The organism is Yoonia sp. SWMV100 (assembly GCF_056108365.1).
The window spans coordinates 440,066-463,776 of sequence record NZ_JBWBAQ010000004.1 but is presented as its reverse complement, the minus strand read 5'-3'; the positions used below and the strand labels follow the sequence as shown (position 1 = coordinate 463,776).

The window sequence follows — 23,711 nt, the reverse complement described above, 5'->3', positions numbered from 1 at the left end:
GTTTACAGGCCGGGCCGCCGACGCAGATCAAGGGTCATAGGAAACTCCGGATGTGGTCGTTCTGACGCTGGTTCGAATGCCCCTGTGGAATGGCCAATCGATTCAAATCGACTAAGGCGGCGTGCCTCGGCCTCGTTGCCGTTCACAGGGAATGTGTCAAAGTTACGCCCGCCCGGATGTGCCACATGATAGCGGCAGCCGCCTAACGACCGCCCCGTCCAGGTATCATAGATATCAAACGTTAACGGCACATCAACCTCCAACACAGGATGCAGTGACATCGCTGGTTTCCATGCCTTATAGCGGACAGCGCCAACAATTTCACCTGTTTTTGCCGTTGCCGTCAAAGGCACCACGCGCGTGTTCGCCGTCACGATATACCGTTCGGGATTCGCACCGGACAATTTGACCTGCAAGCGTTCGGTCGAACTGTCTGTATAGCGTACCGTGCCGCCAATGGCGCCCGTTTCGCCCATCACATGCCAAGGTTCCAGCGCCTGCCGCAATTCCAGCGTCACCCCTTCATAAGTCACTTCACCGCAGAACGGAAAGCGGAACTCGGCCTGTGCTTCGAACCAGACGGGATCGATGACCAAATCGTGGGCGCGCAAGTCACCGACCACATCCAAGAAATCCTCCCAGATGAACGCAGGCAACATAAAGCGGTCGTGCAGCGCCGTACCCCACCGCGTAAGGTTGCCGCTTATCGGGTTTTCCCAGCACCGGACGATAATCGCGCGAAGCAACACCTGCTGTGCAAGGCTCATGCGCGGATTCGGTGGCATTTCAAAACCGCGAAATTCGACCAATCCCAACCGCCCGGTTGGCCCATCGGGCGAGAACAGTTTATCGATGCAGATTTCGGTGCGATGGGTATTGCCGGTCACATCGGTCAAGGCGTTACGCAGCAAACGATCTGTAAGCCAAGGTGGCGGCGGAGTGTCGATCGTAGGTGGCCAGATTTGATCCAGCGCGATCTCAAGCTCGTAAAGACCATCATGGCGCGCCTCGTCGATACGGGGGGCCTGGCTGGTGGGGCCCACGAAAATTCCCGCAAACAAATATGACAGACTTGGATGGCGCTGCCAGAACAAGATCAGGCTTTTCAAAAGATCGGGACGGCGCAAGAACGGGCTATCAATCGGGGACGCGCCGCCAACAACAACATGGTTTCCGCCACCCGTGCCGGTGTGACGCCCGTCGATCATAAACTTGTCAGCGCCCAAACGGCATTGCCGTGCTTCTTCATAGACGGTTTGTGTTGTGTGCACACATTCATCCCACGACGCTGCGGGATGAATATTTACCTCAAGCACACCGGGATCGGGGGCCACACGGATCACGTCGATCCGCGGATCATGGGGCGGGCTGTAACCTTCGATGATGACTTTCCGACCTGTCGCTTTTGCCGCAGCCTCGACTGCTGCGATCAACTCCAGATAATCCTCAAGCATCTCGACGGGCGGCAGAAACACGCAAAGCCGTCCATCGCGCGGTTCTACAGAAATTGCAGTGCGCACACGCCCGTCCAGATCAGACAACGTTTGCTCAACGCGGTCCTGACCCGCAGGCGTATCCACGCGACTGGCGATGGCTTGCGGTCGCGGTTGCGCGACTTCAGGCACCTGCGGGTCAGCAAGCGGGACACGCGCCACGCTTGGGTCTTGCGGCATCACAAAGGGATAGCTGCCTTCGGGGATATGCGGCAGCGATCCAAGCGGCAGACGGTAGCCAACAGGGCTGTCGCCGCCGACCAGATACAGTTTTCCGCGCCGCAAATTCCACACTTCGGACAACCAGCGGCTTGACGCTTTGCTTTGCCACCGCTGCACAGGCAGAACATACCCAGAGGGTGTGCTGAGGCCGCGTTCAAACACTTTCGCGATGCGTGCGCGTTCCTCGGGGTCTTTGAGTTTAGAATTATCGGGCGTGACGTTTTCCGGCAACCGGGCTTCTTTGATAATCCACTCTGCGGGATCTTCGAACGCCGGCAGCACGTTGTCGCGGGGTACGTCAAGCGCAGCAGCGATATGTGTCAGCAGCGCTTGCGCGTCTTCGGGACCGACGTCTTCGACGGTATCTTCGCGCGCCAACAGGTCTGGATTATGCCAGATCGGTTTCCCGTCTTTGCGCCAAAACAGCGAAAACGTCCAGCGCGGCAAGGTTTCACCCGGATACCATTTGCCTTGTCCATAGTGCAGCAAACCGCCTGACGCGAATTTTTCACGCAAGCGGCGGATCATCTGATCGGCCAAGGTACGCTTGGTCGGGCCCACGGCATCAGAGTTCCACTCTGGGCTTTCAAAATCGTCTATCGACACAAATGTCGGCTCGCCGCCCATGGTTAGACGCACGTCGCCTTTGGCCAAACGGTGATCAACATCGTGACCCAGTTTATTCAGCGCATCCCATGCGGAATCTGAAAACGGCTTGGTAATCCGTGGATGTTCCGCAGTGCGCGTGACCTGCATATCAAACGAAAATGTCACGTCCGCCGCAGAGGCCACACCAGAAATTGGTGCCGCCGTGCGGTAATGCGGGGTGGCCGCCAAAGGTACGTGGCTTTCACCCGCCAGCAAACCCGATGTCGGGTCAAGCCCGACCCAACCCGCACCCGGCAAGTACACTTCGACCCAGGCATGCAGATCGGTGAAATCATGATCGGTGCCCGCAGGACCATCAAGGGCGACCAGATCGGGCTTTAGCTGGATCAGGTAGCCCGACACAAACCGCGCGGCCAATCCGAGGTTGCGCAAGATTTGCACCAACAGCCAACTTGAATCCCGGCACGACCCGGATGCGCGACCCAAGGTCGTTTCCGCAGATTGCACACCCGGTTGCATCCGAATCTCGTAATTGATGTCGCCGGCCAGCCGGCTGTTCAGCATCACCAGAAAATCGACCGTCACCATTGGATCGCGCGGAATCGTTTTCAGATAACCAGCCAGCAAAGGGCCGACAGGTTCCGTGACCTGGTAAATCTTAAGGTCATCGGCAAAATCGCCATGGTAATCGAACGGAAACTTTGATGCGCTGTCTTCGACGAAAAAGTCGAACGGATTGTACACCGACATGTCAGCAACCAGATCTACCTCGATTTTGAATTCCCGTACGGGTTCCGGGAACACAAACCGGGCCAGCCAATTCCCATAGGGATCTTGCTGGTGGTTCACAAAATGGCCCTCTGGCGACACCTTGAGCGCATATGAAATCACGCGTGTGCGGGAGTGCGGCGCGGGTCGTAACCGGATCGTCTGCGGCCCCAAAGTGACCGGTCGGTCATATTTATAGTGGGTCAGATGGTAGATGCTGGCGGTAATTGACATATATGGGTACTCCTCACACAACTATGTGAGCATTTCTGCGGCGCAGCAAGCACCATCGCGGAAATGCGCCGCAAGGCCGTCACGGAATGCCACAGATCACAATATTTCAGCACTCCACACAGCATCAGCGCCAAAATCCACCGGCGCGCATATCTTTCGGGCCGCTGACACGCGTCGGGATAGAAGGTGCAAGCTGGATATTTTCGCAGGCACGGGTCGGCAGGCAATGTCGCGCAGACCGGGTGTCCCAAACGCGCCCTATGATCGGTGACAGCGCCATTTCGAATAAAACGTCCATTGAATACCTGCACAATCGCCACTTTATTGGTGAACAACGCGCCCTGAATCAACATCATCACAAGACGTGAAGGACCCCGAATGAGTATCACCCTTGCCTTGCGTCACTTGCGCGACCGTTTCAAACCGAGTGACCGGATGCCGGTTGTCTTTCTGGGCCATGGAAGCCCGATGAACGCCATCGAAGACAATACCTATAGCCGCGCGTGGGCCGATTTGGGGCGCAGCCTGCCCCATCCCGCAGCCATTCTGGTTGTTTCTGCACATTGGATGACACGCGGGACGACCTTGGTCGATGTCTCAAAGCTGCCGCGCACCATTCATGACTTTGGCGGTTTTCCTGACGCACTGTTTGCGCAGCAATACCCTGCGGCGGGCGCACCGGACCTGGCCCGCGACGTCGTGGCCCTGCTGGGCAGCCATCGTGCGCAAGAAGATGATACATGGGGTTTAGACCATGGTGCATGGTCAATCCTGAAACGTCTATATCCAGATGCAAACGTACCGGTTTTCCAGATTTCCATAGATATGACCGCAGGGCTTGCGCATCAGCTTGAAATTGGCGCAGCGATTTCCAGTTTGCGTGAACGCGGCGTGCTGATCCTCGGGTCTGGTAATGTCGTGCATAATCTCGGGGCGATGCAATTTGATGGCCAACCACAGGACTTTGCGCTCGAATTTGATGCATTGTTTGCCGATCGCCTTTCACAGCGCGATCACGCGGCGTTGGCGGATCAAAACAGCCTCGGCGCGTTACTTCGCATGGCGCACCCCGCTGTCGATCACTACCTTCCGGCGCTGACCGTCGCCGGTGCGTCAGACAGACGGGATACACTCACGTTTATGACCGACACGATTGCGCTTGGATCTGTTTCGATGCGGTCATTTGTGTATCATCAGGCCTGAGGCATCAACTGGATGATCGGATGCAAGGGTGACGCCCATGAACGTTATCCGCCAGCCCGCGGCATCAAAAATCAACCTGCCGCTACACCGTTCATCAGTCGGGGCGTGATCCGGACGGTATCAGATTTGCAAAAAGTCTGGGGAGTTTAAACCGGAACTGCGGCACACCGGGCGATCGCGACGGGCGCGGCTATCGGTATTGACGACATAGGTCTATGACGTCAGCACGATGTCCCCGCCTGAAAAGGCGGGGACATCTGTTTTCGTTTCTTAAAAGAAGCCAAGTTTGTTGGGGTTATAGCTGACCAAAAGGTTCTTGGTCTGCTGGTAGTGATCCAACATCATTTTGTGGTTTTCGCGGCCAATGCCCGACTGCTTATAGCCACCAAAGGCAGCATGTGCCGGATAGGCGTGATAGTTATTCACCCAAACACGGCCCGCTTCGATCGCGCGGCCAAAGCGGTAGCAGGTGTTCATGTCACGCGACCAGACGCCAGCGCCAAGGCCGTACATCGTGTCATTGGCAATCGCGAGCGCTTCTGCTTCGTCTTTGAAGGTCGTTACCGACACAACCGGGCCAAAGATTTCCTCTTGGAAGACCCGCATCTTGTTGTGGCCTTTCAGGATTGTCGGTTGGACATAGTTGCCGCCCGCCAATTCGCCGTTGAACCGTGCTGCATCGCCGCCAACCAACACTTCCGCACCTTCTTCGCGGCCGATGGTCAGGTAGCTCATGATCTTGTCTTGCTGGGCCTTGCTGGCCTGCGCGCCGACCATCGTGTTGATATCGCGCGGATCGCCTTGCTTGATCGCTTGGACACGTTCGATACAACGGGCGATGAACTCTTCGTAGATGTCTTCTTGGATCAATGCGCGGCTTGGGCAGGTGCAGACCTCGCCTTGGTTAAATGCAAACAGCACAAAACCTTCGATAGCTTTATCCAAGAATTCATCATCTTTTGCCATCACGTCCGAAAAGAAGATGTTGGGCGACTTGCCCCCCAGTTCCAACGTCACGGGGATCAGGTTTTTGGTTGCCGCTTCCATGATCTTGCGGCCTGTGGCGGTCGAACCGGTGAACGCGATTTTTGCGATCCGTGGCGAACTTGCGAGCGCAGACCCGACTTCGGCGCCGAAGCCGTTGATGATATTGAGCGTCCCTGCTGGCAGCAAATCATTGATGAGTTCCGCCAGAACCATGATCGCTGCCGGTGTTTGCTCTGCTGGTTTCATGACGATGCAGTTACCCGCCGCCAACGCAGGCGCCAGTTTCCATGCAGCCATCAGAATGGAAAAGTTCCACGGGATGATCTGGCCAACCACACCCAAAGGTTCGTGGTAGTGATACGCGATTGTATCGTTGTCGATCTCGCTCATATTGCCTTCTTGGGCACGTAAAACACCCGCAAAGTAGCGAAAGTGGTCCGCAGACAACGGAATATCGGCAGCCATCGTTTCACGAATGGGTTTGCCGTTGTCCCATGTCTCTGCTGTGGCAAGAAGTTCGAGGTTCTCTTCGATGCGGTCCGCAATCTTGAGCAAAATGTTGGCGCGTTCTGTTGCAGATGTTTTGCCCCAAGCCACCTTGGCAGCGTGCGCAGCATCAAGCGCCAGTTCGACATCAGCCGCGTCAGACCGTGCACATTCGTTGATCATGCCGCCTGTAATTGGGGTGACGTTTTCAAAATACTTGCCGTTGACCGGCGGGACAAACGCACCACCAATAAAATTGTCGTAGCGCAGCTTGAACGGCGACACATATGTGCCTGCCTCGGTATTGGTCATATCGTTCATAAGGTTTCCTCCCTGATCATCCGGCTCTCCTTCCGGACTTGCATTGAGTGTGCCTGAAGCTGCCGCCGACGTCCCGATGGCGTATCAATCTGCGCTTTCATACTGTCCCAGAACTGAGACAGGTGCGCCTAACGATTGTCGAGACCAAGCCGTTTAATCCGGCGATACAAGGTGGCGCGGCCAATACCCAGCTGCCGCGCGGCCTCCGAAACATTGTTTCCGGCGCGGGCCAGCGCACGAATCACCGCATCCTTTTGTGCCTTTTCAAAGCCCGTTGAACCGTCCTCGCGGCCCAAAATATCCGCGGCGGGGCGGGCAACCAAGGCGCCGTTGCGGTTCAAACCAAAAACGCGCCGCGCCTCACGGGTAGCACCGATAACAAGATCATTCGCATTGATCGCCAACAACGTGGCGGCATCCGCATCATCGCCCTCGACCACGATAATACGTGCCGACGCATAAGATGCCCGAAAATGCGCGGCCTCGATCGCCCGCGCTGTTTGCGCAACCTGGGCCGCGATCAGCCGGTTGAACGCCTCGGTCTGGTCAGCGCGCGCTGACGACAGGTCAAGCGCACCAAGGATCTGCCCCTCTTCGCCATAAATCGGCGCGTCGATACAGCTCATCCCGATGTTGCGGGTATAAAAATGTTCGTCTTGATGAATGATGACACGCCGCTGCTCGGTCAGGCATGTCCCGATACCGTTCGTTCCTTCACGCTGCTCGCTCCAGTCTGCGCCCGAACTCAGCCCCCATGCTTCAAACGCAGGGGCATCGGCTGGCGACAGGCGTTGATCCAAGATTACCCCATCCACATCGGTCAGAAACACGGCACAACCGGACTGACCGATCAGCGAAAACAGGGCATCCAATCGGGGGGTTGCTGCGGTCATGAGCTTTTCAAGCTCTGCGCGCCGATAATTCAAGGTTGTCTGTTCGATCCGCGCAGGAGAGCGGCGCTCGTTTGGATCCAAACCGTATTTGCTAACAGAACGATGCCAGCTTGCCGCCACCCTCGACTTCGCCCCGGCCGAAGAGGATTGCGCCGCTTCCAGCACCATGTCCGCATGTGTCATCCGATTTGGCATTTTCCTCCCCTCCTCCCGTCACGATTTGGATTAGACCCAATACAGACGCAACAGGCAACACATAACATCAGCAATCAACGGCACCGATCCGCAGCCTGTTGATTGCGAAGCCCAGCTTTGCACTGGTACGGAACATCACAACCAAAGCCGCGCATGACATTTCATCACCTATCCCACGTTTGGCGGGTGCGATGATCAAAATATCTAGTCGCTTGCTTCAAAGCCGAAGATATTTGTAATGAATGATTTTCAATGTGCTCGGCAATCTGTCAGAAAAATCCAGATCCCCACGTCATGAGGCAGTTTCTGAAAAAGACGAGATTTGGTGCGGTCGGGGGGACTCGAACCCCCACGAGTGTTACCTCACAGCGACCTCAACGCTGCGCGTCTACCAATTCCGCCACGACCGCAAGTCATAAGCTGTGGCGCTTCTAGAACAGGGATCACGGCTTGCCAAGGGGCAAAACGTACAGAACGCTGCACGCAACATGCAGGGGGTGACATTTCATGGCGCGAGCGCCATATCAGTGATCAAACGAGGAGAGAAGCTGATGGTGGAATGGGTCATTTCTGATGGTTTAACCGACTATCAAAGCGCGCTCGACTTTATGGAATCGCGCGTGGACGCGATTGCGAAAGGGACGGCGGATGAATGTATTTGGCTTCTCGAACATCCGCCCCTTTATACATCAGGGACATCGGCAAAGCCCGCTGATCTGATCGACCCCAACCGATTTCCGGTTTTTGAGGCTCGCCGTGGTGGCGAATATACGTATCACGGCCCCGGGCAGCGCGTGATCTATGTGATGTTGGATGTCGGCAAGCGTGGGCGTGATGTGCGTCAATTCGTGAAAGATATGGAAAAATGGGTGATTGCGACGCTTGATACATTCAACGTCAAAGGGGAAATCCGCGAAGGTCGCGTTGGCGTATGGGTGCAGCGACCAGAAAAGCCGACCCAAGCCGACGGTAGCATTGCGGAAGACAAGATTGCCGCGTTGGGCATTCGACTGCGCAAATGGATCAGTTTTCATGGTATATCCGTCAACGTCGACCCCGACCTCAGCCATTTTGACGGAATTGTGCCGTGTGGGATCAGCACACACGGTGTGACCAGCCTTGTTGACCTGGGATTGCCTGTCACCATGACAGATTTTGATGTGGCTCTGCGTCAAGCGTTTGATCAGATCGCCTAGACTGCATTTCAATCCACCGGCTGGCCCCGTTTCAGACGCTTACCGTCGACGCCGGAACAGCGGCCGGTTCCCGAACGGAAACAGCGATTGCTGCACTTTCTGGCCATTTTCCGCTCCGCTATGCCACGGCACGCGTGTCCGCATCGGCCAGCCCGTCAAGCAAAGGCTTATCGTTTTTGACATGGCGGGCAATTAAAATACGTTGCTTGGCACCGGGGATCAAAGGGAGCGCCGGATGGCAGGTATAATCGAGATCCTGCATCACGGGGAATAATTCAAAAATCTCGTCACGCGCTTCTTGTGATACAGACAGCAGGGCCTGAGGGCCGGTGAACAGGCTTTCTGAAGGCGCGCCATTCGCAATAATGATTTCGTGGTGTTGAAACAGAAGATGAAAATAAGTGACTTCGGTCACGTCTTCATCCACAAAAATACCGGGAACATCGATCAGCTTGATTGCAGAAACCAATACATCAGAAGTCCCGAACATGCGTTCGGCAATTTTGGACGAAACCTGCATACGATGCTGACGCGAAACCAGCAAATCCTGAATCGGCAGGTCATTTCCAAGGGCCCCCTTGGTGATACGCACCGGGCGTAGCTTTGGGTTCTGGGTCAACTCCTCGTGGGTGACGTGACGCTGACCGATCCAGCGCACTTTGCGTGCCTGACCGGTTGCGGTTATCACAAGGTCACCGACTGAAATCGTCTCGATCTGTTTCAAACCATGTTGCGTTTCGATCAAGGTGCACGCGGAAAAGCAGGTGATTCCGGTCTGTTGCCAAAGTTCCGATGCGGTCACACCGTTCAATCCCGTCAGACCAGAAATCGTGCCGGTCAGTGCGATGTTGTCGCTGGCATCCACACCGACACCAATCTGGTCAAGAACGCCGTCCGCAAGGTCGGCCTCGAACTCTTTTTGGTTGGTGTAATAAGGTGTCAGGTCGATATAATCGTTGTTGGTGTCGAAATCATCATCCGCATTGGTCGCGCCTGCGCCAAAATCGGTGATCGTCAGGTCTTCGCCGTTGGTGTAGATAAAGGTATCATCACCATCACCGCCCGTTGCGGTTGTTGCGCCCAGACCGCCGATCAGCGTGTCGTTGCCCGCGCCACCGTCCAGAATGTCATCAGACCCAGATGACACCGGATCAAAGCTGAGTTCAGTCAGCTCAACCCGCTGACCCGCGGTTTCACCGTTGGCATAGCTGATGAAAATTTGCGATACGGGACCGGCAATTTGGACCATCAACGATCCGTTGGCATTGTCGGGGTTAAGGTTTACGTTGTTGTTCAGCGCAGTCGCTGTATCGTTAACCCCATCCCCATTGCTGTCAGACAGAACCATATTCGATCCGCCGGTCAACGTGACGGTTACCGGCAACCCGTCTGCATCAATGGCCGTAATTGTAATAACATCGCGCCAGTTTGCATCATCGATGTCATTGATGCGAAATGAAACGTTTTCGACCTCGTCCGGCACATCTGGGTTTTCTGGCGAAAAAGAAATCGTCGTGGTCGAGGTCGGGGTTACGCCTGCGCTCGTCGCGCCTCCGCCAATCGAAATGGTGGTGTTCGATACTTCGTCATCAAGTCCCGCAGTGTATTGCACCTCAGAATCGTTGTAATTGAACGTCGCGATCCCACCTGCTGAGGTATCTTGGAACGCATACGTAACATCGACATTGCCCGCGTTGACTGTAAATCCGTTTGACACATCATCGAAGAAATCGATGGGACTACCGTCGCCACTCGGGTCTGGGATATCACCGTAATCAACGGCGGTCGTCGGCCCCGGCGTCCCGCCGTCTCCGATCAGCGTATCATTCCCCGTCCCGCCCGATAACGTGTCATTTCCGTCACCGCCGGTCAGCGTGTCGTTACCGCCACCGCCTGTTACCGAATCCTCACCTGCACCGCCGGTCAGCGTATCGTCACCCGAACCGCCAATAATTGTATCGTCGCCACCACTGCCATCTGCGGTCAGGTTTGATGTTGTTCCCGACGCATCAATAAGCTCATCAGCGTTCGTCAACGTCAGGTCATCGACCATTTGAAGCGACTGCGTGTCGGTGATGTTGATACCGTTGTCGAAGGTGGTCGTGACGGTCAGCGAATCGACGCTGCCGATCAAATCTGTATCCGGCCAGTTCGACTGTCCAATCAGGTTGGAATCGCGCGGCACATCGTCTGGTACCGCAGCTACGCCGAAATCCTGCGTGCCAATTTGAACGCCGTTTTTAAAGATCGTATATCGGCCAGTATCGCTGATTGTGACGTTCCAAGTGGCCGTTTCACCCGCAACAATCGCGTTCGGGACTTCTAGCCGGTAACGCACACCGTCATCGTAAACCTCAAGCGCGATCGTATTTGTGTTGGCAATTTGCCCCAGCCAAATTTCATCATTGGACCCGCCAGGTCCCGTGCCAAAGTCAAAGATACGCTGATAGTTGCCGCCGGCAGGGTTGTCGAACGTTGCGACGGCGGTGGCTTCAAAAACGGTAGACATCAAAACTCTCTCTCAACGACGACAACTGACCAAAGCACAGTCTGACAGGATTTTATAAGTAGCAGGTAAACACGCGCCCTAAATGTTGCCCTAATTGATCACAAGCCACTTTTCATGGCCGCACCCCACCAATCGTTCCCTAAAATTTTGGTTCAGTAACTGCAACCTAGCCTAAAGATCAGGATGCTGGCCGCGGATCCCGTACCGAAACACCGCACACCCTGCGCCAATATATCCCATGCCGAAAAGCGCATCCTTTATTGCCCCTTTACCTGCAACAGACTAGAACCAGATCAATCTTGCGTCATTCTTCGGAATCGGCGCTTTTCAAGAGTAGCCAACACGAGGAGAGCCACAATGGCGGACGCAGCCATCCACGGCGACGCACACGAAGACAACCGGGGCTTCTTTACCCGGTGGTTTATGTCGACAAATCATAAAGATATCGGGATCTTGTACCTGTTCACCGCAGGTGCGCTGGGCTTTATCTCGGTCGCATTCACCGTTTATATGCGGCTCGAACTGATGCACCCAGGCGTGCAATACATGTGTCTTGAGGGCGCACGTTTCATCGCCAACAGCGCAGAGGTATGTTCACCAAACGGCCATCTTTGGAACGTGATGATCACCTATCACGGCGTTCTGATGATGTTCTTCGTGGTTATTCCGGCCCTGTTCGGTGGGTTTGGCAACTACTTGATGCCACTGCAAATCGGCGCGCCAGATATGGCGTTCCCCCGTTTGAACAACCTTTCCTACTGGATGTTTGTTGCCGGTGCAGCGCTGGGTGTTGCATCCATGCTATCACCCGGGGGTGATGGTCAGCTTGGCTCCGGTGTCGGTTGGGTTCTTTATCCTCCGCTGTCGACTTCGGAAACGGGCATGTCGATGGACCTTGCGATCTTTGCGGTCCACCTCTCTGGTGCGTCATCGATCCTGGGTGCGATCAACATGATCACAACCTTCCTGAACATGCGCGCGCCCGGTATGACATTGCACAAGGTGCCGCTGTTTGCCTGGTCAATCTTTGTGACCGCGTGGCTGATCCTTCTTGCCCTGCCTGTTCTTGCTGGTGCCATCACCATGCTACTGACAGACCGTAACTTTGGCACAACATTCTTCCAGCCAGAGGGTGGCGGCGACCCGATCTTGTATCAACACATCCTGTGGTTCTTCGGTCACCCCGAAGTTTACATCATCATCATCCCCGGTTTCGGGATCATCAGCCACATCATCGCAACCTTCTCGCGCAAGCCTATCTTTGGCTACCTGCCAATGGTTTACGCAATGGTTGCGATCGGTGTGCTGGGCTTCGTTGTTTGGGCGCACCACATGTACACCGTGGGCATGTCGCTGACACAGCAGTCCTACTTTATGCTGGCGACAATGGTGATCGCGGTGCCGACAGGGGTCAAAATCTTTTCCTGGATTGCGACCATGTGGGGCGGTTCGGTTGAATTCAAGACGCCGATGCTTTGGGCGTTTGGGTTTTTGTTCTTGTTCACCGTGGGTGGTGTGACGGGGATCGTCCTGTCGCAAGCCGGGATCGACCGCGTTTATCACGACACTTACTATGTTGTGGCGCACTTCCACTATGTTATGTCTTTGGGTGCTGTTTTCTCGATCTTTGCAGGTATCTACTTCTACCTGCCGAAATTCTCGGGCCGCATGGCGCCGGAATGGGCGGGCAAGCTGCACTTCTGGATGATGTTCATTGGCGCAAACCTGACATTCTTCCCACAGCATTTTCTGGGACGTCAGGGCATGCCACGCCGCTACATCGACTATCCAGAAGCATTTGCGACATGGAACTATGTATCAAGCTGGGGCGCGTTCCTGTCATTCGCATCATTCGTGTTTTTCTTGGGCGTGATCGCATACACCCTGTTGAAAGGCCAACGTGTGACCGTGAACAACCCTTGGAACGAATTTGCTGACACGCTTGAATGGACACTGCCCTGCCCACCGCCAGAGCATACATTCGAGACGCTTCCAAAGCAGGAAGACTGGGACAAATCGCACGCCCACTAAGGCAGCACACAATTACAAAGGCCCCGCAGAAATGTGGGGCCTTTTTTCGTTTTCAGCCGCGACATCAATGCCCATTGGCGGCGTAATGCAGCCTTGTTATTATGTGGTCATGCCTTACGAATGGACGCGCAAACCTTCATCAACCGACCCAAATTGGCGGCTGTCGCTCTGGCCATATCGTTCGTTGCTGCGCAAACACTTTGTGGCTTTCATGGGGGCAACCGCGGGCTTTACCCTGCTGCCACTTCTGGCACTGCTTGGGACAGGGGCAGTTTGGTTTATCCTGCCATTTGTCTTATTGGTGTTTTCCGGACTGTGGTACGCTATCGAAATTAGCTACGACCAAGGTACGGTGCTCGAAGAACTGCACGTCGATGACACCATGGCATATCTTGTGCGTCAAAGCCCGCGCGGCGACCACCAAACATGGCGGGCGAACCGTTATTGGGTGACCATCGAACTCCACCCTAAAGGTGGGCCTGTCGAAAACTACATCACACTGCGCGGTGGTGACCGCACTGTCGAATTGGGTGCGTTTCTGGACGTTGATGAACGAGCCCGGCTTTACAGCGAAATCCAAGGCGCGTTTCGCGGGCCAATTTAGCCCAATCGTGATTTCACCAAAGGCCCTGCTTTACTGAAATCCATCTGGCCGGTGTATTTGGATTTCAGGGCGGCCATGACTTTGGCCATGTCGCGGATGCTCTGTGCGCCGACATCGGCAATCGCGGTATCCACGGCTTTTTCAGCCTCGGCAGCGGACAGTTGGCGCGGCAAAAACTCTTCGATCACTTTAATTTCGGCCAACTCTTTGGTTGCCAGCTCAAGGCGTCCTGCTTCTTCGTAAGCGCGCGCGCTTTCTTGGCGCTGCTTTACCATCCGGCCCAAGATCGCCAAGATGTCGTCTTCGCTGACACCGCCTTCTTCGTTGGCTGTCCCACGCAGTGAAATATCTTTGTCTTTGATCGCAGCATTCATCAGCCGCAATGTCGAAAGACGGTCTGCCTCTTTCGACTTCATCGCATCCTTTAGGGCCTGATTGACCCGGTCGCGCATGTTCATGAGTTTTCCCGATCACGAAGCTTCAAACGAAAGGTGATCATACTGTGACTGTTAGCGTAAGACAAGCACGGCTTGCGCAACGTCATGCCTTGTTTGCAAGGGCGCGATCCGGCCTTGACCCTGCGGGCCTGCCCCCGTAAACCCGGCCCAATTTGACTGATCGGAGACATGTTATGACGCTCAAACCAACGGCCTGCTTGGCGCTTGCGGATGGCACGATCTTTTATGGTGTCGGCTTCGGGGCGATTGGCGAAACAGTGGCAGAGCTGTGCTTCAACACAGCAATGACCGGATACCAAGAAATCATGACGGACCCGTCTTATGCGGGCCAGGTCGTGACGTTCACATTCCCGCATATCGGCAACACCGGCGTTACCCCAGAAGACGATGAAACCGCAGATCCCGTTGCCGCGGGAATGGTCGTCAAATGGGACCCGACAGAGCCATCGAACTGGCGCGCCACCGAGGATTTGACCGGATGGCTGGCGAAACGCAACCGGATCGGGATGGGCGGCATCGACACCCGCCGCCTGACCCGCGCAATCCGTCAGCAGGGCGCACCCCATGTGGCATTGGCGCATGACCCCGACGGCAACTTTGACATTGCCGCGCTCGTGCAAAAGGCACGCGGTTTTGCGGGTCTCGAAGGGCTTGATTTGGCCAAGGATGTCACTTGCGCGCAATCATACCACTGGAATGAAATGCGGTGGGCTTGGCCAGAAGGTTATACGACACAAACCGCACCACGCCATAAGGTCGTCGCGATCGACTTTGGCGCAAAGCGCAATATCCTGCGCTGCTTGGCCAGCGTTGGCTGTGATGTGACAGTCATGCCCGCGACCACAACCGCAGAAGAGGTGCTTGCGCTAAACCCTGCGGGCGTTTTTCTGTCCAATGGCCCAGGCGATCCAGCGGCAACAGGTGTCTATGCCGTGCCAATGATCAAAGGCGTGTTGGACGCTGATCTACCGGTTTTCGGGATATGCCTCGGACACCAGATGCTGGCACTTGCGCTTGGTGCAACGACGATCAAGATGAACCACGGCCATCACGGCGCCAACCACCCTGTCAAAGACAATGAAACCGGCAAGGTCGAAATTACGTCTATGAACCATGGGTTTACGGTTGATGCACAGACGTTGCCAGCCGGTGTCACAGAAACGCATGTGTCGCTGTTCGATGGCAGCAACTGCGGGATTCGGGTCGAAAACCGGCCTGTGTTCAGCGTGCAGTATCACCCCGAAGCAAGCCCGGGGCCGCAAGACAGCTACTATCTGTTCGAACGCTTTGCCGCCGCGATGGATGCACAAGAACAATAACTGACTTAATTGAACTTTAATCTCTGCGCTGCATGGTCACCTTGTCGATTTAACGAGGTGAACATGCCGCAGGTCAATTGCGCGCCACTGCAAAGTGAAAACGTAAACAACACAGAATTTGGCGTATCTCTTACCCAAGAACTTGTGTTGCAGGCGCTGATTTCCCCCGAAAATGCGCAAGCGGCAGAAGGCATGGCACAGCGTTTGAACGCGCCTATTGCGGATGTGCTGACCAAAAGCTTTGGATTGTCGCATTATTCGATTGCTTTGGCACAAGCCAAGACAACAGGTGCGCAAATCATCAACCCGGTTTCCTCCCCGCCTGACCCCACGCTCGTTTTTGCGTATGGTCCGGCAGATTGTCTGCAACACGGTGTTTTACCTTGGCGAAAAATAGGGGCACATACGGTGGTCCTGTCGTCTATTCCGCATCAGTTCGACAGGCATATCGCGCGCCTGACACACCTGTTCGGCCCCGTCAGGATGGCCGTCGCGACCGATGAGCAGCTCTGCCATAGTTTGGCCAGCACCAGTAAATCGACACTGGTGGATTGCGCTGAAACGCGCACACCCGCGCATGAAAGTTGTCGGAATTGGCGCCCGAAACGCGGGATCGCTGCCGCGATCTTTCTGATAGCGTTGACGATCAACTGGCCGCTGATGAGTTTCGCTATCCTTGCAGGTTGGGCCGTCGTGACGCTCGCGGTGAGCACCCTCTTGAAAGCGGTGGCCGCTGTCATCGGCTGGAGAGAAAAGCCCGAAAGCATTCCCAATGTTCCCCCGCGCCGCCTTCCTACCATCACCATGATGGTCCCGCTATACAATGAAACCGCTATTGCAGAGCATTTGCTGGCGCGGTTGAACGCATTGAATTACCCGCACGCCTTGCTCGACATCTGCCTTGTGCTAGAGGAGTCTGACGCAACCACCCGCGCCACACTGGGCCGCACCGTTCTTCCCACTTGGATTCGTCCGATCATCGTTCCGCGCGGATCAATTAAAACCAAACCGCGCGCCCTGAATTACGCTCTCGACTTTGCGCGGGGCAGTATCATCGGAGTCTGGGACGCCGAGGATGCCCCCGCGCAGGATCAATTGATGGTGGTCGCACAGCGCTTTGATCAATGCGCGCCCGAAGTTGCGTGCCTGCAAGGCAAGTTGGATTATTATAACGCCTCTTCAAACTGGCTTACGCGCTGTTTCACCATCGAATATGCTGGTTGGTTCCGGGTCATTTTACCTGGCCTACAGCGAATGGGGCTGGCGGTCCCGCTTGGTGGCACCACCCTTTTCTTCCGGCGCGAAGCGCTGGATCGTCTGGGCGGATGGGATGCGCATAATGTTACCGAAGATGCAGATCTCGGCATTCGACTTGCGAGGCATGGCTATCGCACAGAGTTGATCGACACCGTCACCGAAGAGGAAGCAAACGGACGCGCATGGCCGTGGGTAAAACAGCGTTCGCGCTGGCTAAAGGGATATGCCATCACCTATGGCGTCCATATGCGTCATCCACTGCAGCTTTGGCGTGACCTTGGGGCGTGGCGATTTTTCGGTGTCCAAATTTTGTTTCTAGGAACGCTGTCGCAATTTGTGTTGGCCCCGTTTTTATGGAGCTTCATATTGCCGACCTTAGGCTTCCCGCACCCACTTCAGCAGGTGATGCCAACCGCCGCCTTCTGGGCACTGACCGGACTTTTCATTGCGTCGGAATGCGTCGGGTTTTGCGTCGCGCTTGTGGGATTACAAAAAGCCAAACGGACATGGCTGACCAAGTGGGCGCTGACCTTGCCATTGTACTTCCCGCTGGGCGCATTAGCCGCCTACAAAGGGCTTTGGGAGCTCGTCACCAAACCATTTTATTGGGACAAAACCGCCCATGGCGTATTACTACCCAAGGCCGCTACAACGCCGCCTCAACTGCTTGAGCATCAAGCCGCAACCGCGTGACAAAAGCCTCTGAAATATGGTCGCGCAAGGCACGGTACGCGGCCTCGCCATCACCCGCAGCAATCGCAGCCACAATCGCGGCGTGCTCTTCCAAGGTTTCCACCGTGCGCCCTTCGGCCGCAAGCGATGTCGTGGCAAGCAGGGCCATCGACCGATGCACCAAATCCAATTGCTGCACTAAAAATCGGTTATGCGATGCAAGGTGGATTTGCTTATGAAACCGCCGGTTGGCCCGGCTTAATGCGACGGGGTCACCAACTAGTTTCATATCGTCAGCCAACATATCTTGCAGCACTTTGACCTCTTCCGGGGCGGCATGACGTGCGGCGAGCCGGGCCGCCAACCCCTCGAGTTCGCCGCGCACAACATAAAGTTCCGACAACTGGGTGTGATCCAACGACGCAACAATCAATGACCGGCCATCGCGCGACAACAAAGACTGCGTTTCAAGCCGCTGTAAAGCCTCACGAATCGGCGTGCGGGACACCCCGAACCGCTCCGCGAGTTCGCTTTCTACCAGCCTGTCACCAGGCTTATATATATGGCTGTCAATCGCCTCAAGAATGAGGGCGTAAGCATCTTTATTGTTGACGCGCGGGTCATGCATAGCATCTGGCCTTAATGTGTGCGCCGACACTACCCCCGCTTTGTACCTGCGATCAACCCAATGCGATTGCATGGTCCGGCACAGACGCATAGTGTGGCGTTATGGTTGCTGAAAATTTTACACATGTGGATACATGGGTCTTTGACCTTGATAACACGCTTTACCATCCGTCGGCGGATCTGTTTGGCCTGATGGACCCCCGCTTTGCCGCTTATGTCATGCGGGTCACAGGGTTTGATGCGGATAAATCGACGCAATTGGCTAAATCATACTGGCAATCACACGGTTCGACGCTTGCCGGGTTGATCGCCGAACACGACGTTGATCCCGCGCATTTCTTGGCGGATGTCCACGATATCGACATCTCGCACCTGACCGCCGCGCCTGACTTGGCAGAGGCAATCGGCACCCTGCCCGGCCGCAAGATCGTTTACACCAATGGATCGCACAACCATGCGACCCGGGTCTTGCAGGCGCGCGGCCTATCGCATGCATTTGACGCAGTTTACGGGATGGAACAGGCGAATTTTGTCGCAAAACCGCACGCAGATGGGTTTGCCAAAGTGTTTGACTTGGCCGCCGTGAAACCAACGCGCGCCGCCATGTTCGAAGACGAGGCACGCAACCTTGCGGTACCCCACGCGCTGGGGATGCGCACGGTGCATGTGCACGATGTCGCAACCGCTGCCCCCCATATCCACCACCACACGACCGATCTTCTGGCTTTCTTGTCGCAGTTGCGCCGCTGACCCTTTTCGGCCAGGCATGATCGGCCTATGTATGTGGCATGGAACGCAAATCAACAGATATCGTCATTTCGGGCGGCGGCGTGGCCGGGCTAACCGCTGCGGCGGCTTATGGCACAGCCGGGTTTTCTGTCACGATCATTGACCCCACCCCGCCCGTGACCACAAACGACGCCGCAGGCGCCGACCTGCGGACCACAGCGTTTTTACAGCCGGCCCAAGCCTTCCTTGACACCGCAGGTATCTGGGACCGGCTTGCCCCCTTTGCCGCGCCTTTGCAGATCATGCGGATCGTCGATGCCGCCGCTGATCCGCAGATCGTGCGTGACTTTGATGCCGCCGATATTTCCGATAAACCATTTGGCTGGAACTTGCCCAACTGGCTTTTACGCCGTGAAATGGTGGCGCGCCTGTCCGCCCTTCCAAACGTTGATTTTCGGCCGGGCATCGGGTTTCAGTCGATGGTCGCGCGCACAGAGTCCGCAATTGTGACCTTTTCAGATGGCAGCCAAATCGACGCCAAACTGGTGATTGGCGCCGATGGGCGCGGATCGCCCGTACGCAGCATTGCCGGCATCGGCGTCCGCACGAAACGCTATGGGCAAAAAGCTGTTACCTTTGCAGTGACCCACGACATACCCCATTGCAACGTGTCAACCGAGGTCCACCGTGATGGCGGCCCCTTCACGTTGGTTCCGCTGCCAGACCACAACGGCAAACCCTGTTCTGCCGTCGTTTGGATGGAACACGGCCCAGAGGCCCTGCGCCTTTCGAAATGCGACGTGCCAACATTCGAGGCGGCGGCCCTTGACCGCTCTGGTGGTATCTATGGCCCCCTTTCATTGGTATCGCCACGATCTGTCTGGCCGATCATCAGCCAAGTCGCCGACCAAATCACAGCCCCGCGTGTCGCGCTGGTCGCCGAGGCCGCGCACGTCATGCCCCCCATTGGCGCGCAGGGACTGAACATGTCACTGCGCGACCTGTCGTGCCTGCTGGATCTGGCCAGCGCCAATCGCGACACCTTGGGCAGTCAAAAAATGCTTGATGCCTACGCCCGCGCCCGCCACCCCGATATCAAGCTACGGATCACCGGAATTGACCTGCTTAATCGGGCATCCATCGCAGGTGGACCCCTTGCCCAAGATCTGCGCGCCAAGGGCATCCAGATGCTGTATGGGCTCACGCCTGTCAGGCGTAAACTGATGGAACTCGGTCTTGGCGCGGGTCGCTAAAGCGGACCCAAGAGCCGTTCTTCGGACAGCAAAACATTCGCCTCAACATTTCCGACACCCGATATGGTCATGACACGACGGCGCAAAACGCGCTCGAAATCGGCCAAGTCCCGGGCAACGACACGCAAGCGATAATCATACAGGCCCAATACATGCTCTACGGATTGCACTTCGGGGATCGCGGATACGATCCGTTCGAAGTCTTCCAGACTGATCCGGCCCTTTGTGGCCAGCTTGATGCCCAAAAACACCGTCACGCCAAACCCGACCTTTTCAGCATTCAGTACCAGACGACGCCCGGCAATCACGCCCGCGTCCTGTAATCGCCGCAGCCTGCGCCATGCCGCAGGCTGACTAAGCCCCAGCTTTTGCGCCAACTGCGTGGTCGACTGATCCGCGTTCACCACCACCGCCCGCAGCAGCGCACGGTCGATGTCGTCCAAGGTCATAGTGGCAGGCTTTCGTTATTCTTGACCTGCGCAACAGTCATCAAGGCCTCGATATCTGCGATATGCGGTAGGGTCAGGATTTCATCGCGGTAAATCCGTTGGTAATCGAGCAGATCGCGCGCGATCAATGATAACCGGACATCCACCCGCCCCAGAAATGTCTGCATTTCAATCACGGCACGGACAGTGCGTGCCGCGGCCATAAATTCGTCAAAGGCGCGCGGAACGGTCTTATCCAACGTCACGCGCAAGCTGACCTCGATCGCGTACCCCAACACTCGCCAGTCAATCACGGCGCGGCTTCCTTGCAAAACACCGTCTTGGCGCAATCTGTCCAAACGGCGGGTCACGCGTGCCGGGGTTAATCCCGCCAGTGCCGCCAATTCCGGTAGCGGTTGCGCGGGGTCGCTTTGCAGCAGGCGTAAAATACGGCGATCAATGTCATCAAGCATAAAAAACATGATATTCACGAATAAGACGAATAACAATCTGCTTATTTGTTCAAATATATGAAATTCCACTCTCACCTTTCGTGCAACGGCTCGCTATAAAGCGCGACAGGACAACCCAAACCAAAGGACCGCCACCATGCGCGTTTATTACGATCGCGATTGCGATGTGAACCTCATCAAAGACAAAAAAGTCGCCATTCTTGGCTACGGCAGCCAAGGCCACGCACACGCGCTGAACCTGCGCGATTCGGGTGCGAAGAACCTTGCTGTTGCTCTGCGCGAAGGTTCGCCTTCGCAAGCCAAAGCCGAGGGCGAAGGCCTGAAGGTTATGGGCATTGCCGAAGCTGCGGCTTGGGCTGACCTGATCATGTTCACGATGCCCGACGAATTGCAGGCGGAAACCTACAAGAAATATGTGCATGACAACATCCGTGACGGTGCCGCGATCGCCTTTGCCCACGGGTTGAACATTCACTTTGGCCTGATCGAAACCAAGCCCGGTGTTGACGTCATCATGATGGCGCCAAAAGGCCCAGGCCACACCGTGCGCGGCGAATACACCAAAGGCGGCGGCGTGCCTTGCCTTGTTGCCGTACATCAAGACGCAACCGGCAAAGCCATGGAAATTGGCCTGTCCTATTGCTCTGGCATCGGCGGCGGTCGCTCTGGCATCATCGAGACCAACTTCCGTCAAGAGTGCGAAACCGACCTCTTCGGCGAACAGGCTGTTCTTTGCGGCGGGATCGTTGAACTGATCCGCATGGGTTTCGAGACACTGGTCGAAGCTGGCTACGAGCCTGAAATGGCCTATTTCGAGTGTCTGCACGAAACCAAACTGATCGTGGATCTGATCTATGAAGGCGGCATCGCCAACATGAACTATTCGATCTCGAACACTGCGGAATACGGCGAATACGTGTCTGGCCCGCGCATTCTGCCATACGCTGAAACAAAGCAGCGCATGAAAGACGTGCTGACCGACATTCAGACAGGCAAATTCGTGCGCGACTTCATGCTGGAAAACGCTGTGGCCCAGCCAACACTGAAAGCCTCACGTCGTGCAAACGACGAACACCAGATCGAAATCGTCGGCGGCAAACTGCGCGCCATGATGCCTTGGATCTCGGCTGGCAAAATGGTCGACAAAGCGAAAAACTAAGCCTGACCGTTTGGGTGGGCGCTGGCCCACAAGTTTGCATAAAGGCCCGATCGCTGATCGGGCCTTTATCTTGTCCGCTATTACATACGTACAAGCCGCAAAATCAGCCCGACAAGACGTGTTACCCGGCGCCCGTATGGCGGAAAAATCAGCGCCATCGGCAGAAACCGTTGCTGTAATACGGGGCGCATATGACTAAACGCTGCAAAACCTGTGGCACCATGCGCCGCCCCCATCCCGGATTGACCAACCCCACCAAACGGCAAATTTGGGTGTGAAAATGGCAGGACCGTGAGATTCACCCCCACAGAGCCTGACGTCGTCGCCGCGATAACCCTTTTTGCCAGCGCCCGACCGCCAAAAACATAAAGCGCAAGCGGATGCGGTGCGTCATTGATCTGCGCCAGCACGACATCCAGTTCACGATAGGGGATCACCGGCAAGACAGGGCCAAAGATTTCCGTCGTGGACACATCCATGTTGGCAGTGGTGTTCAAAAGGATCGTCGGTGTGATCTTCCGGCTCTGGGCATCGGCGGTCCCGCCAATGACCACTGCGCCCTTGCTTTTTGCGTCTGCAATCAGCCCGCGCAACCGATCCCAATGCCGGATATTTACAACCCGTGCCAGCGCCGGGGACGCAATCGGATCGTCACCATACATTGTTGCGATCCGGGCGCGCAGCGCATCGGTGAACGCCTCAGACACGCTATCGTGCACAAAAACATGATCCGGCGCGACGCAGGTTTGCCCGGCATTCATGAACCGACCCCATGCAATCCACTTGGCTGCCTGCGCGACGTTCGCGTCCGGACCCACAACCACCGGGGATTTCCCGCCAAGTTCAAGCGTGACAGGCGTCAAAGTTTTGGCCGCAGCTGCCATTACGATCTTTCCCACGGCAGGGCTGCCGGTAAAGAAAATATGATCAAAGGGCAGCACCAGCAGGTCGTTTGCCACGTCTGGGCCGCCTTGCACCACCGCAACCAGATCAGGCGCAAAACAGTCAGCAACCAAAGCCGCGATTAAGGCACTTGTCGCGGGCGTCATTTCGGAGGGTTTAAGTATTGCGCTACAGCCTGCAGCCAGCGCCGATACCAGAGGCCCGATTGCCAACATAAACGGAAAATTCCATGGTGCGATGATCAGCGCGACACCCTTCGGCACCGCCTGCACCTGTCCAGTGGTCCCGACCATCGTGACGCCAGACCAAACACGACGTGGCCGCATCCAGCGACGCAGGTGGCGCTGTGCATGGGTGATCTCTTGGATGACGGGCAGAATTTCGGTCAATCGGACTTCGGCGGGATGCTTGCCAAAATCCTGCGCCAAAGCCGCGATTATCGCATCCTCGCGGGCGATCACGGCTTGCTTCAGGGCAGTCAGGGCCGCAAGGCGGCCTTTGTGATCAAACTGTGCGCGGCGGGGCGTGACCTGCGCGGCTTGTGCATCAAAAATTGCTTTCACATCAGTCATAGCCGCATTGTTTTGATCACAAGTGGTCAGGCAAGCAAAACCTTACGTCACTGAACGGCAGGAAATAACGCGATTTCTGGGTTGCCAGTCGCGGGGATGCGGATCAAACA

The 23,711-nt window shown here is 56.0% G+C and carries 19 protein-coding genes and 1 tRNA gene; 9 read left to right on the top strand and 11 right to left on the bottom strand.

Annotation, left to right across the window (positions count from 1 at the left end; translation table 11 throughout):
• Positions 1–2: 2 nt before the first annotated feature.
• The gene (locus ACXJGX_RS11370; protein ID WP_474781679.1) at positions 3–3,326 is read right to left on the bottom strand and encodes a transglutaminase family protein; all 3,324 of its coding nucleotides are present in this window, start codon (positions 3,324–3,326) and stop codon (positions 3–5) included.
• 124 nt (positions 3,327–3,450) lie between these two features.
• Positions 3,451–3,624 carry a hypothetical protein gene (locus ACXJGX_RS11365; protein WP_474781677.1) on the bottom strand — a complete coding sequence of 58 codons (174 nt, stop codon included), beginning with the start codon at positions 3,622–3,624 and terminating at the stop codon, positions 3,451–3,453.
• An 80-nt stretch (positions 3,625–3,704) separates the two neighbouring features.
• Here ACXJGX_RS11365 and ygiD point away from each other — a divergent pair, with 80 nt between their 5' ends.
• Positions 3,705–4,529: a 4,5-DOPA-extradiol-dioxygenase gene (gene ygiD / locus ACXJGX_RS11360; RefSeq protein ID WP_474781675.1), complete on the top strand. Its 825-nt coding sequence runs from the start codon at positions 3,705–3,707 to the stop codon at positions 4,527–4,529.
• Positions 4,530–4,799: 270 nt separating this feature from the next.
• Here the strand turns inward: ygiD and adh are convergent, their stop codons facing one another.
• The 3 genes from adh to ACXJGX_RS11345 form a co-directional block, all read right to left on the bottom strand.
• Complete coding sequence (adh, locus tag ACXJGX_RS11355; RefSeq protein ID WP_474781673.1) at positions 4,800–6,323, bottom strand: aldehyde dehydrogenase; 1,524 nt, start codon at positions 6,321–6,323, stop codon at positions 4,800–4,802.
• 128 nt (positions 6,324–6,451) lie between these two features.
• Positions 6,452–7,399, bottom strand: a complete 948-nt coding sequence (locus ACXJGX_RS11350) for a GAF domain-containing protein (RefSeq protein WP_474781671.1) — start codon at positions 7,397–7,399, stop codon at positions 6,452–6,454.
• 335 nt (positions 7,400–7,734) lie between these two features.
• Positions 7,735–7,821: transfer RNA gene (locus tag ACXJGX_RS11345), tRNA-Leu, on the bottom strand.
• A 12-nt stretch (positions 7,822–7,833) separates the two neighbouring features.
• Between ACXJGX_RS11345 and lipB the strand changes: the two genes are divergently transcribed.
• Positions 7,834–8,607 carry a lipoyl(octanoyl) transferase LipB gene (lipB, locus tag ACXJGX_RS11340; RefSeq protein WP_474781669.1) on the top strand — a complete coding sequence of 258 codons (774 nt, stop codon included), beginning with the start codon at positions 7,834–7,836 and terminating at the stop codon, positions 8,605–8,607.
• A gap of 118 nt (positions 8,608–8,725) precedes the next feature.
• Here the strand turns inward: lipB and ACXJGX_RS11335 are convergent, their stop codons facing one another.
• Positions 8,726–11,116, bottom strand: coding sequence for a Hint domain-containing protein (locus tag ACXJGX_RS11335; protein WP_474781667.1), 2,391 nt, complete (start codon positions 11,114–11,116; stop codon positions 8,726–8,728).
• A 357-nt stretch (positions 11,117–11,473) separates the two neighbouring features.
• Between ACXJGX_RS11335 and ctaD the strand changes: the two genes are divergently transcribed.
• Together ctaD and ACXJGX_RS11325 are read left to right on the top strand one after the other, a co-directional pair.
• A complete protein-coding gene (gene ctaD / locus ACXJGX_RS11330) occupies positions 11,474–13,147 on the top strand; it encodes a cytochrome c oxidase subunit I (protein ID WP_474781665.1) in 1,674 nt (557 codons plus the stop codon).
• Between the two features lie 31 nt (positions 13,148–13,178).
• On the top strand, positions 13,179–13,751 hold the full coding sequence (locus ACXJGX_RS11325; protein WP_474781663.1) for a DUF2244 domain-containing protein: 573 nt from the start codon (positions 13,179–13,181) through the stop codon (positions 13,749–13,751).
• Here the strand turns inward: ACXJGX_RS11325 and ACXJGX_RS11320 are convergent.
• A complete protein-coding gene (locus ACXJGX_RS11320; protein WP_474781661.1) occupies positions 13,748–14,209 on the bottom strand; it encodes a GatB/YqeY domain-containing protein in 462 nt (153 codons plus the stop codon). The two genes, ACXJGX_RS11325 and ACXJGX_RS11320, sit on opposite strands and share 4 nt — an antisense overlap.
• Before the next feature lie 173 nt (positions 14,210–14,382).
• Between ACXJGX_RS11320 and carA the strand changes: the two genes are divergently transcribed.
• On the top strand, positions 14,383–15,528 hold the full coding sequence (carA, locus tag ACXJGX_RS11315; RefSeq protein WP_474781659.1) for a glutamine-hydrolyzing carbamoyl-phosphate synthase small subunit: 1,146 nt from the start codon (positions 14,383–14,385) through the stop codon (positions 15,526–15,528).
• Between the two features lie 63 nt (positions 15,529–15,591).
• Positions 15,592–17,478, top strand: coding sequence for a glycosyltransferase family 2 protein (locus ACXJGX_RS11310; RefSeq protein ID WP_474781657.1), 1,887 nt, complete (start codon positions 15,592–15,594; stop codon positions 17,476–17,478).
• On the opposite strand, the gene ACXJGX_RS11305 is transcribed toward ACXJGX_RS11310, so the two are convergent.
• Positions 17,432–18,085: a GntR family transcriptional regulator gene (locus ACXJGX_RS11305; RefSeq protein ID WP_474781655.1), complete on the bottom strand. Its 654-nt coding sequence runs from the start codon at positions 18,083–18,085 to the stop codon at positions 17,432–17,434. The two genes, ACXJGX_RS11310 and ACXJGX_RS11305, sit on opposite strands and share 47 nt — an antisense overlap.
• 101 nt (positions 18,086–18,186) lie before the next feature.
• On the opposite strand from ACXJGX_RS11305, the gene ACXJGX_RS11300 reads away from it, so the two are divergent.
• Positions 18,187–18,834 (top strand): pyrimidine 5'-nucleotidase, encoded by a 648-nt coding sequence (locus tag ACXJGX_RS11300; RefSeq protein WP_474781653.1) that lies wholly within the window; start codon positions 18,187–18,189, stop codon positions 18,832–18,834.
• Between the two features lie 38 nt (positions 18,835–18,872).
• Positions 18,873–20,066: a UbiH/UbiF family hydroxylase gene (locus ACXJGX_RS11295; RefSeq protein ID WP_474781651.1), complete on the top strand. Its 1,194-nt coding sequence runs from the start codon at positions 18,873–18,875 to the stop codon at positions 20,064–20,066.
• On the opposite strand, the gene ACXJGX_RS11290 is transcribed toward ACXJGX_RS11295, so the two are convergent.
• On the bottom strand, positions 20,063–20,515 hold the full coding sequence (locus ACXJGX_RS11290; RefSeq protein WP_474781649.1) for an Lrp/AsnC family transcriptional regulator: 453 nt from the start codon (positions 20,513–20,515) through the stop codon (positions 20,063–20,065). The two genes, ACXJGX_RS11295 and ACXJGX_RS11290, sit on opposite strands and share 4 nt — an antisense overlap.
• Positions 20,512–20,967 (bottom strand): Lrp/AsnC family transcriptional regulator, encoded by a 456-nt coding sequence (locus ACXJGX_RS11285; protein WP_474781922.1) that lies wholly within the window; start codon positions 20,965–20,967, stop codon positions 20,512–20,514. The genes ACXJGX_RS11290 and ACXJGX_RS11285 overlap by 4 nt, the downstream gene beginning before the upstream one ends.
• A 136-nt stretch (positions 20,968–21,103) precedes the next feature.
• Between ACXJGX_RS11285 and ilvC the strand changes: the two genes are divergently transcribed.
• Complete coding sequence (ilvC, locus tag ACXJGX_RS11280) at positions 21,104–22,126, top strand: ketol-acid reductoisomerase (protein WP_474781647.1); 1,023 nt, start codon at positions 21,104–21,106, stop codon at positions 22,124–22,126.
• 80 nt (positions 22,127–22,206) lie between these two features.
• On the opposite strand, the gene ACXJGX_RS11275 is transcribed toward ilvC, so the two are convergent.
• On the bottom strand, positions 22,207–23,631 hold the full coding sequence (locus ACXJGX_RS11275; RefSeq protein WP_474781920.1) for an aldehyde dehydrogenase family protein: 1,425 nt from the start codon (positions 23,629–23,631) through the stop codon (positions 22,207–22,209).
• Positions 23,632–23,711: the final 80 nt, after the last annotated feature.